This is a genomic window from Streptomyces sp. NPDC002588 (assembly GCF_040295925.1).
GTDB lineage: Bacteria > Actinomycetota > Actinomycetes > Streptomycetales > Streptomycetaceae > Streptomyces.
In genome coordinates, this window is sequence record NZ_JBEOWF010000006.1 from 265,748 (window position 1) to 275,477 (window position 9,730).

Sequence of the window (9,730 nt, forward strand, 5' to 3'; positions counted from 1 at the left end):
GGTACCACCAGCCGGCCGGACAGACAGGCAGAGAACCGCATGGACCGCCTCGACAACACCATCCGCCCCTACGCCTGGGGTTCCCCCACCGCGATCCCCAACCTGCTCGGCACCGAGCCGACCGGCGAACCACAGGCGGAGATGTGGATGGGTGCCCACGCCGGCGCCCCCTCCCGCACGGAGCGCGGCACACTCGTCGAGGTCATCGGCACCGACCCGCGGAAGGAACTCGGCGCGCCGGCCGTCACCAAGTTCGGCCCCCGCCTCCCCTTCCTCCTCAAACTCCTCGCCGCGGGCGCCCCCCTCTCCCTCCAGGTCCACCCGGACCGCCGACAGGCCGAAGAGGGTTACGAGGACGAAGAGCGCCGCGGCATCCCCGTCGACGCCCCGCACCGCAACTACAAGGACGCCAACCACAAGCCCGAACTCATCTGCGCCCTCACCGAGTTCGACGGCCTGTGCGGCTTCCGCCCCCCGCTCGAGGCCGCCGCCCTCCTGGACGGCCTCGGCGTCGACTCGCTCAAGCCCTACGTCGACCTTCTGCACGCCCGCCCCGAGGAAGCGGCCCTGCGCGAGGTCCTCACCGCCGTCCTCACCGCCGACCCCGAGGAGATGGCCCACACCGTCACGGCCGCCGCAGCCGCCTGCGACCGCCTGGGCGGCGACTACACCCCCTACGCCGGCATCGCCCACCACTACCCCGGCGACCCCGGCGTCATCGCCGCCATGCTCCTCAACCACGTCCGGCTCCAGCCCGGAGAGGCCCTGTTCCTCGGCGCCGGCATCCCGCACGCCTACCTGGACGGCCTCGGCGTCGAGATCATGGCCAACTCCGACAACGTCCTGCGCTGCGGCCTCACTCCCAAGCACGTCGACGTCCCCGAACTCCTGCGCATCGTCCGCTTCGAGGCGAGCGACCCCGGCGTCCTGCGCCCGGAGGCCTCACCCGACGGCGAAGAGGTCTACGACACCCCGATCGACGAGTTCCGCCTGTCCCGGTACGTGCTGCCCGAGGGCGCCTCCGCCCACGACCTCACCCTCCCCACCCCGCAGATCCTGCTCTGCACCGCAGGGAAGGTGACCGCGGGCGAGCACGAACTGGCACCCGGCCAGTCGGTCTTCGTCCCGGCCGGCGACAAGGCGGAGGTGTCCGGAGTGGGCACCCTCTTCCGGGCCACCGTGGTCATCTGAACCGATTGTCGGACCGTCCTTGTGGATACCTGACGAACCGTCCCCGGACCGGGCTGCAAGAATGACCCACCGGCAAAGGACGGGCAAAGGCCTGAACGGCGACGCCGACCAGGACATACGAAGGCGAAGGGACAACGCGAACTCATGAGCGCGTCAGGCGGCACCAGGGCGATCGTGGCGGCACTCGGAGCCAACCTCGCGATCGCGGCATCGAAGTTCGTGGCGTTCGCCTTCAGCGGCTCGTCGTCGATGCTCGCCGAGGGCGTGCACTCCCTCGCCGACTCCGGCAACCAGGCCCTCCTCCTCGTCGGCGGCAAGAAGGCCCAACGCGAAGCCACCCCCCAGCACCCCTTCGGCTACGGCCGCGAGCGCTACATCTACGCCTTCCTCGTCTCCATCGTCCTCTTCTCCGTCGGCGGCATGTTCGCCATCTACGAGGGCTACGAGAAGATCAAGCACCCCCACGAACTGGAACACTGGTACTGGCCGGTCGGCGTCCTCGCCTTCGCGATCATCGCCGAGGGCTTCTCCTTCCGCACCGCGATCAAGGAGTCCAACGAACTCCGCGGCGGCCTCTCCTGGTCCCAGTTCATCCGCCGCGCCAAGGCCCCCGAACTGCCCGTCGTCCTCCTCGAGGACTTCGGCGCGCTCATCGGCCTGATCCTCGCCCTCGGCGGCGTCGGCCTCGCCCTCCTCACCGGCGACGGCATCTGGGACGGCATCGGCACCGTCTGCATCGGCGTCCTCCTCGTCCTCATCGCCCTCGTTCTCGCCGCCGAGACCAAGTCCCTCCTCCTCGGCGAGGCCGCCGGCCTCGAAGACGTCCAGAAGATCGAGGCCGCGATCGTCGACGGCGAAACCGTCACCGGCATCATCCACATGCGCACCCTCCACCTCGGCCCCGAGGAACTCCTCGTCGCCGCCAAGGTCGCCGTCCAGCACGACGACACCGCCACCGAAGTCGCCACCGCCATCAACGCCGCCGAGGCCCGCATCCGCAAGGCCGTCCCCATCGCCCGCGTCATCTACCTCGAACCCGACATCTACAGCGAGGCCGAAGCCGCCAAGGGCCCCGACCCCGAGGCCACCCCCGGCGGCCCCACCCAGCACCCCGCCGGACACTGAGAGCCCCTCCGAAACGGCTGTGCGGGACCGCGCCCCGCACAGGGACGCGGTCCCGTCACTCACCGGATCTCGCTCAGCACATCCAGCACCGCCCTCTCGTCCGGCGCCGCCGTGAGCCGTTCCCGGAACCCGGGATCCATCAGCCTCCGCGACAACAGCGCCAGGATCCGCAGATGTTCATCGCCCGCGGCCGCCTCCGGCACGGCGATCATGAAGACCAGCCTGGCCTTCGTACCGTCCAGCGAGCCCCACTCGACGCCCTCCGCGGACCGTGCGAACCCGACGACTGGGGCGGTCACCGCATCCGTCTTGGCGTGCGGAATCGCGATCTCCTCCCCGAGCCCGGTAGTGCCCTGCTCCTCCCGCCGCAACGCGGTGGCGACCAGCTCGTCCACGTCCGCCACCTTGCCGGACCGGGCGAGCAGCTCCGCCATCTCCCGGACGGCGGCCTCCTTGTCACGGGCGCCGAGGCCGACCCGCACGGTCTGCCCGGTGAGATAGCCGGAGAGGACTCCGCCATCGGCGTCCGTGCCGCCGCCGGTGCCCTCCGGAGCCCCGGCCGGCGCGGCCTCCGCGGCGGGAGCACCCGACGCCACGACCCTCTGCGCCACCACGGCCCCGGCCGCCCCGGCCCCCGCCGCACCGGTGCCGACCCCGACCAGCGCGGGCTCGAGCAGCCCCGTCACACCCGGTCCGGCCACCGGCGCACCCTTGCGCTTGCGGTCACTGACGTCGATCAGCGCGATCGTCGTCACCGCGGTGACCACCGTGCCGATCACCACGGCCACGAAGAACATCGGGACCCCGCTCACCGCACCCAGCACCGCCACGATCGGCCCGCCGTGCGGCACCGCGTCCTCCACCCCGGCGACACCGGCGATCGCACCCGCCGTCGCGCCACCGAGCATGTTGGCCGGAATGACCTGCGCGGGCCGCGCCGCCGCGAACGGGATCGCGCCCTCGGAGATCCCGAAGCACCCCATGAACAGCGAGGCCAGGCCGGTCTCCCGCTCCTGATCGGTGTAGATCTGCTTCCGTACCAGCGTGGCCAGACCCTGCCCCAGCGGCATGACCGGGATCGCGGCCGCGCACATGCCCATGACCGTCTGGTTGCCGGTCGCGATGAGCCCCGCGCCGAAAAGGAACGCCGTCTTGTTGACCGGCCCACCCATGTCGAACGCGATCATGAGCCCCAGAATCGCGCCGAGCAGGATCGCGCTCGTGCCCGTCATCCCCGTGAGCCAACTGGTCAGATGCTCGAACACCCAGGAGATCGGCTTCCCGATGACGTAGATGAAGAACAGCCCCAGCGCCGTGGTCGCCACGATCGGGATCACGATGATCGGCATGATCGGCTGCACGAACTTCGGCACCCTGACCTTCTTGATCCACAGCACCACGTACCCGGCGAGGAACCCGGTCACGATCGCCCCGATGAACCCGGCGCCCGCCTTCGAGTCGTACAGCGACCCCGTGTTGGCGATCCAGCCACCGATCATGCCGGGCACCAGCGCCGGCCGGTCGCCGATGGCATAGGCGATGTAGCCGGACAGGATCGGCACCATCAGCGTGAAGCCGATGACACCGATGTTGTTGATGTCCATCCAGAAGGAGTCCTTCGGGATGACCAGACCGCCGGACGGGTCGGTGTGCCCGCCGAGCGACAGCGAGATCGCGATCAGCAGCCCGCCGACCACCACGAACGGGATCATGTAGCTGACCCCGTTCATCAACGCCTTGTACGTGACACTCCGCTCCTTGCCGCCCGACGACGACGCGGCCGGAGCGGCGCCCCCCGTGTGGACAGGCGCCGACCGCACCCGCTCGATCAACCGCTCAGGGTGGCGAATCCCCTCCGCCACCCCCACGCTCAGAACCCGCTTGCCCACGAAGCGGCTCAGGTCCACGTCCTTGTCCGCGGCGACGATGACACCGTCCGCACTGCTGACATCGTTGTCGTCGAGGACGTTCTCGACCCCGATGGATCCCTGCGTCTCCACCTTCATGTCGATGCCACGGCTCTCGGCGGCCTGCGCGAGCTTCTCCGCGGCCATGTAGGTGTGGGCGATGCCCGTCGGGCACGCGGTCACCGCGAGCAGCTTCAACCTCCGCCGCCCGCCGTCGCCGCCGCCCGTGGAGGGAGGTCCGGCCGGATTGGTCACGTCGATCTCCTAACGTCATTGTCACGCGGACACGCCGTCTCCGACGCCCCCGCAAGATCGATCAGGTGTTCCGATCTCTGCACATCCCCCATCACTTGCCCCAGCCGCCCAACAAGCAAAAGTCTCAGCATGACCTGGTCCGTTGTCGCCTGTTCCACACCTCACGGCGGCCGGTCACCGCCGCCACGCCGCCCGACCAGAACGTCCGACGCCACCCCGACGGCGCACCGGACGACACTCCGTGATCGGCTCGATGTATTCGGAGGCGGACTGGGGCCGCCCCGGCCGACCGGTGTAGCTTGGGACGAAGCCAGACGTCGCTGCTGATGGCGGTCGGGCGGTCCAGATACGGACCGACCGAGGGAGAGAGGGCCTCCGACGGACTGCGCTGCGCGCACGCGGGCATGCCTGTGTCCTCTTCGGGCACCCCTGTGTCCGCCGCCGCGCAGACCAGCCCTGCCCACACCTCGCCCCAACCCCGAGGAGCAGCCCACCATGACGACTGTCGACAACCGACAGGACTTCAAGGTCGCCGACCTCTCCCTGGCCACCTTCGGCCGCAAGGAGATCACCCTCGCCGAGCACGAGATGCCCGGCCTCATGGCCATCCGCAAGGAGTACGCCGAGGCCCAGCCCCTCGCCGGCGCCCGCGTCACCGGCTCCCTGCACATGACCGTGCAGACCGCCGTCCTCATCGAGACCCTGGTCGCCCTCGGCGCCCAGGTCCGCTGGGCCTCCTGCAACATCTTCTCCACCCAGGACCACGCGGCCGCCGCCATCGCCGTCGGCCCGAACGGCACCGTGGACAACCCGCAGGGCGTCCCGGTCTTCGCCTGGAAGGGCGAGACGCTGGAGGAGTACTGGTGGTGCACCGAGCAGGCCCTGACCTGGCCGGACAGCCCCACCGGCGGCCCCAACATGATCCTCGACGACGGCGGTGACGCCACCCTCCTCGTCCACAAGGGCGTCGAGTACGAGAAGGCCGGCAAGGTCCCCTCCGTCGACACCGCCGAGAACGAGGAGCACCGCGTCGTCCTCGAACTCCTCAACCGCACCATCACCGACGGCTCCCAGAAGTGGACCCAGCTCGCCTCGGAGATCCGCGGTGTCACCGAGGAGACCACCACCGGCGTCCACCGCCTCTACGAGATGCAGCGCGACGGCGCTCTCCTCTTCCCGGCGATCAACGTCAACGACGCCGTCACCAAGTCGAAGTTCGACAACAAGTACGGCTGCCGCCACTCCCTCATCGACGGCATCAACCGCGCCACCGACGTCCTCATCGGCGGCAAGACCGCCGTCGTCTTCGGCTACGGCGACGTCGGCAAGGGCTGCGCGGAGTCCCTGCGCGGCCAGGGCGCCCGCGTCATCGTCACCGAGATCGACCCCATCTGCGCCCTCCAGGCCGCGATGGACGGCTACCAGGTCGCGACCCTCGACGACGTCATCGACAAGGCCGACATCTTCATCACCACGACCGGCAACAAGGACATCATCATGGCCTCCGACATGGCCAAGATGAAGCACCAGGCCATCGTCGGCAACATCGGCCACTTCGACAACGAGATCGACATGGCCGGCCTCGCCAAGACCCCCGGCATCGTCAAGGACGAGGTCAAGCCCCAGGTCCACACCTGGACCTTCCCCGACGGCAAGGTCATCATCGTCCTGTCCGAGGGCCGCCTGCTGAACCTGGGCAACGCCACCGGCCACCCGTCGTTCGTGATGTCCAACTCCTTCGCGGACCAGACGCTGGCCCAGATCGAGCTGTTCACCAAGCCCGACGAGTACCCGGTGGGCGTCTACACGTTGCCCAAGCACCTGGACGAGAAGGTCGCCCGCCTCCACCTGGACGCCCTCGGCGTCAAGCTGACGACCCTCCGCCCCGAGCAGGCCGCCTACATCGGCGTCGATGTCGACGGCCCGTACAAGCCGGACCACTACCGCTACTGAGCCTGCGGCGCGCACCCGCGCGCCGCAGCCGCAGTAGCAGTACCTCAGAGACAGGCCCCCGCACCCCCGTGTCGGGGGCCTGCCCCTTCGGCCCTCGGCCGGACCGCCGCGGCGCCCGACCAGCCCGTCAGACCCCAGGACCCCCATGCCCCGCGGCCGCTATTCGCTCCACGATCCGCACGATCACACCCCCCTCGCACACGAACACTTCCAGTGCGCCCCCGGCCCCTCCGGCTGGCGCTATGTCTCCCAGCTGACCACCCCAACGGGCGATCACACCGGCTCCGTCGACCTCACCCTCGACGACCTCGGCCGCCCCCTCCGCCTCGAACTCCACGCGAACAGCTGGCAGGTACGCGGCGCTGCCCTGGACGGCGTCACCTGGGTCCGCACCGACCCCACCGGCACCCACGCCACGGAAGGCAACGCCCCCGCCCACGCCTTCACCGGCACCTCCCCCGCGTTCCTCATCGCCACCACCCGCCTCCTGCGCCTCACCCCCTCCACGCCCGCGACCCGCGTACGCCTCGTCGCCCTCACCGACCCGGTCCTCGCCCCACGCACCGTCGACCAGTCCTGGGCCCTGGTGAAAAGACAAACACACGCCACTGACAACGCCCCCCTGACCGTGGACGAATACCAGGTCACAGCCCTGGACACCGGCGATCGGCACACCGTCCACATCGCCGGCGACGTCGTCCTCGCAGCCCCCGGCATCGAACTCGAAGACCTCGAATCACCCCCGTCGACGTTCACCTGAACCCGACCGGCGCACCCCGCCCAACAGCCCCCGGACAGCCCTACGCCGGCGGCACGAACCCGCTGCCCCGCCCCTCGCCCCGCTCCCGCTCCGACGCCCCCGGCCCGGCCACGGACGACGGGGCGACAGGACCATGAGGAAACGACTGCCCGAGCGAGGGCATCGCCGTAGGACGAGAAGGCCCGGGCGGCCCGTACGGCGCCGGTGGCCCGGACACACCAGCCGTCCCCGCCACAGCGCCCCCGCCGGCCGGACCACTTCCGAAGGCCCGCCGCGCCTCCCGGACCTGCCGCTCCTGCACCACCGCCGCCAGAAACGCGGCCGGGGGCACCCCCGGCGGCACCGGCGCACCCGTCAGCTCCGCGAGGTCACCCGCCAGCCGCGCAGCCATCGCCCACCCCACCTGCGCATCCAGCTGGTTCATCCGCCCCAGGCACTGACGGATCGCCAACCACAGCGCGTCCGGCACCGCCGACAGATCGAGCCCCTGGAACCGTCCCGCCAGCCACGGAGGGGGCGGCACGAAGCCTCCGCCCCCCGCCACGGGCACCCGTTCCCGCACCACCAGAGTCCCGGCGAACACATCCCCCAGCCGCCGCCCCCGCGCCGACACCAGCGAGGCGACACACGCCACCACCCCGAACGTCAGCAGGATCTCCACCACCCCCAGCGCACCCCGCACCAGCGCATGCCGGAACCGGATCGGCCCGCCGTCGTCCCGCACCACACGCAGCCCGCACGCCATCTTCCCCAGGGACCGCCCGTGACTCAGCGTCTCCACCGCGATCGGGCCGCCCACCAGCACCAACAGGAACGTCGCGATGGACACCGCGATCCGCGCCGCCTCGTCCAAGGAAGCCGTCGACAACAGCAGCGCGACACTCACGACGACATAGACGACCAGAACCACGACCAGATCCAGCAACATGGCCAACCCTCTGCTGGGCAGCCTGGCGGGTTGCAGCTCAAGCGCGACCGCCTCACCCGTCACCAGTTCGCTCACGGTCGCCCGCCCCTTCCCTGACCTGCCCCTGCCATCGTCAGTCTGCCAAGCTGAGGGCACATCGCGCCCCAGTACGACAAGCTGACACCCACCACCGGTCGCCGACGAACAGCCGAGGAGCAGGCACACCGATGGACCTCGACGTCTTCGTCTCCGCCCACCGGGCCGAATGGGACCGCCTCGACGCCCTCCTGCGCCGCCACCGCAGACTCACCGGCGCCGAGGCCGACGAACTCGTCACCCTGTACCAGCGCACCGCCACCCACCTCTCCCTGATCCAGTCCAGCGCCCCCGACCCCCAGCTCACCGGACGCCTGAGCCAACTGGTGGCACGCGCGCGCAGTGCCGTCACCGGCACCCGCCGGGCCTCCTGGCGCGATGTCACCCGCTTCCTCACCCAGGGCTTCCCGGCCGCCGTCTACCGCTCGCGCCACTGGTGGGTCCCCACCGCGCTCGTCTCCACCGTCGTCGCCGCCCTCCTGGGATGGTGGATCGGCACCCATCCGGAAGTGCAGGCCTCCATCGCCGCCCCCGACGAACTGCGCGAGCTCACCCGCCCCGGCGGCCGTTACGAGACGTACTACTCGAGCCACCCGGCCGCGGCGTTCGCCGCCCAGGTGTGGACGAACAACGCCCAGGCCGCCGCGATGTGCCTGGTCCTGGGAGTCTTCCTGGGACTGCCGGTGCTCTGGATCCTCTTCCAGAACATGCTCAACCTCGGCGTGGGCGCCGGCCTCATGTCCTCGGTGGGCCGACTGGACACCTTCCTCGGCCTGGTCCTGCCCCACGGCCTGCTCGAACTGACAGCGGTCTTCGTCGCCGCCGGCACCGGACTCCGCCTCGGCTGGACCGTCATCGACCCCGGCCCGCGCTCCCGGCGCACCGCCCTCGCGGAAGAGGGCCGGGCCGCGATCGCCATGGCCATCGGCCTGGCCCTCGTCCTCTTCGTCTCCGGCGCGATCGAAGGCTTCGTCACCCCGTCGGGCCTGCCCACCTGGGCTCGGGTCGCCATCGGCGTGACCGCGGAACTGGCCTTCCTCACGTACGTCCACGTACTCGGCGGAAGGGCCGCGCGAGCCGGTGAGACAGGGGACCTGCAGGCCGCCGAGCGCAGTGCCACGGTGCCGACAGCCGCCTGATGTGCGAACGCACCCGCCGAACTGCTAGTCTCCTCTTCGCCCCACAAGAGCCGTTGACACGGAGTGCGTGGGGAGGTAGATTTGAACAGTTGCCTGGAACTGGATGCAAGCCGGTCGGCAGCGATGAGAACCTATCTATCGGCATCTCGGAACATCGATTCCGCAGAGCCCCCCGATGAATCGGAAAACGAATGGCCGGTCAGACCGGCCTGGAACTTCTGATAAAGTCGGAACCGCCGGAAAGGAAACCGCGAAACAAAAGCGGGAGCCTGGAAAGCACCGAGGAAATCGGATCGGGAAACGGTCTGATAGAGTCGGAAACGCAAGACCGAAGGGAAGCCCGGAGGAAAGCCTGAGAGAGTATCTCGGGTGAGTACAAAGGAAGCTTTCGTTCCTT

General features: G+C 69.9%; 7 protein-coding genes. 5 read left to right on the forward strand and 2 right to left on the reverse strand.

Annotated elements, in window-relative coordinates:
• Positions 1 to 39: 39 nt before the first annotated feature.
• Together manA and ABT057_RS09505 are read left to right on the forward strand one after the other, a co-directional pair.
• The gene (gene manA, locus ABT057_RS09500) at positions 40 to 1,191 is read left to right on the forward strand and encodes a mannose-6-phosphate isomerase, class I (RefSeq protein ID WP_352341879.1); all 1,152 of its coding nucleotides are present in this window, start codon (positions 40 to 42) and stop codon (positions 1,189 to 1,191) included.
• Positions 1,192 to 1,335: 144 nt separating this feature from the next.
• Complete coding sequence (locus ABT057_RS09505) at positions 1,336 to 2,316, forward strand: cation diffusion facilitator family transporter (protein ID WP_352341880.1); 981 nt, start codon at positions 1,336 to 1,338, stop codon at positions 2,314 to 2,316.
• A 59-nt stretch (positions 2,317 to 2,375) separates the two neighbouring features.
• Here ABT057_RS09505 and ABT057_RS09510 read toward each other — a convergent pair whose 3' ends face one another.
• On the reverse strand, positions 2,376 to 4,478 hold the full coding sequence (locus ABT057_RS09510) for a fructose-specific PTS transporter subunit EIIC (protein ID WP_352341881.1): 2,103 nt from the start codon (positions 4,476 to 4,478) through the stop codon (positions 2,376 to 2,378).
• A gap of 495 nt (positions 4,479 to 4,973) precedes the next feature.
• Here ABT057_RS09510 and ahcY point away from each other — a divergent pair, with 495 nt between their 5' ends.
• Entirely contained in the window at positions 4,974 to 6,431 is a 1,458-nt protein-coding gene (gene ahcY / locus ABT057_RS09515) for an adenosylhomocysteinase (RefSeq protein ID WP_352341882.1), read from the forward strand.
• A gap of 145 nt (positions 6,432 to 6,576) precedes the next feature.
• A complete protein-coding gene (locus ABT057_RS09520) occupies positions 6,577 to 7,191 on the forward strand; it encodes a hypothetical protein (RefSeq protein ID WP_352341883.1) in 615 nt (204 codons plus the stop codon).
• Between the two features lie 40 nt (positions 7,192 to 7,231).
• Here the strand turns inward: ABT057_RS09520 and ABT057_RS09525 are convergent, their stop codons facing one another.
• Complete coding sequence (locus tag ABT057_RS09525) at positions 7,232 to 8,194, reverse strand: RDD family protein (RefSeq protein ID WP_352341884.1); 963 nt, start codon at positions 8,192 to 8,194, stop codon at positions 7,232 to 7,234.
• Positions 8,195 to 8,325: 131 nt separating this feature from the next.
• On the opposite strand from ABT057_RS09525, the gene ABT057_RS09530 reads away from it, so the two are divergent.
• Positions 8,326 to 9,333 carry a stage II sporulation protein M gene (locus ABT057_RS09530; RefSeq protein ID WP_352341885.1) on the forward strand — a complete coding sequence of 336 codons (1,008 nt, stop codon included), beginning with the start codon at positions 8,326 to 8,328 and terminating at the stop codon, positions 9,331 to 9,333.
• Positions 9,334 to 9,730: the final 397 nt, after the last annotated feature.

Coding starts and splice junctions, on each gene's coding strand:
- manA (WP_352341879.1), top strand. CDS start 40: ATGGACCGCCTCGACAACACCATCCGCCCCTACGCCTGGGGTTCCCCC.
- ahcY (WP_352341882.1), top strand. CDS start 4,974: ATGACGACTGTCGACAACCGACAGGACTTCAAGGTCGCCGACCTCTCC.
- ABT057_RS09520 (WP_352341883.1), top strand. CDS start 6,577: ATGCCCCGCGGCCGCTATTCGCTCCACGATCCGCACGATCACACCCCC.
- ABT057_RS09505 (WP_352341880.1), top strand. CDS start 1,336: ATGAGCGCGTCAGGCGGCACCAGGGCGATCGTGGCGGCACTCGGAGCC.
- ABT057_RS09530 (WP_352341885.1), top strand. CDS start 8,326: ATGGACCTCGACGTCTTCGTCTCCGCCCACCGGGCCGAATGGGACCGC.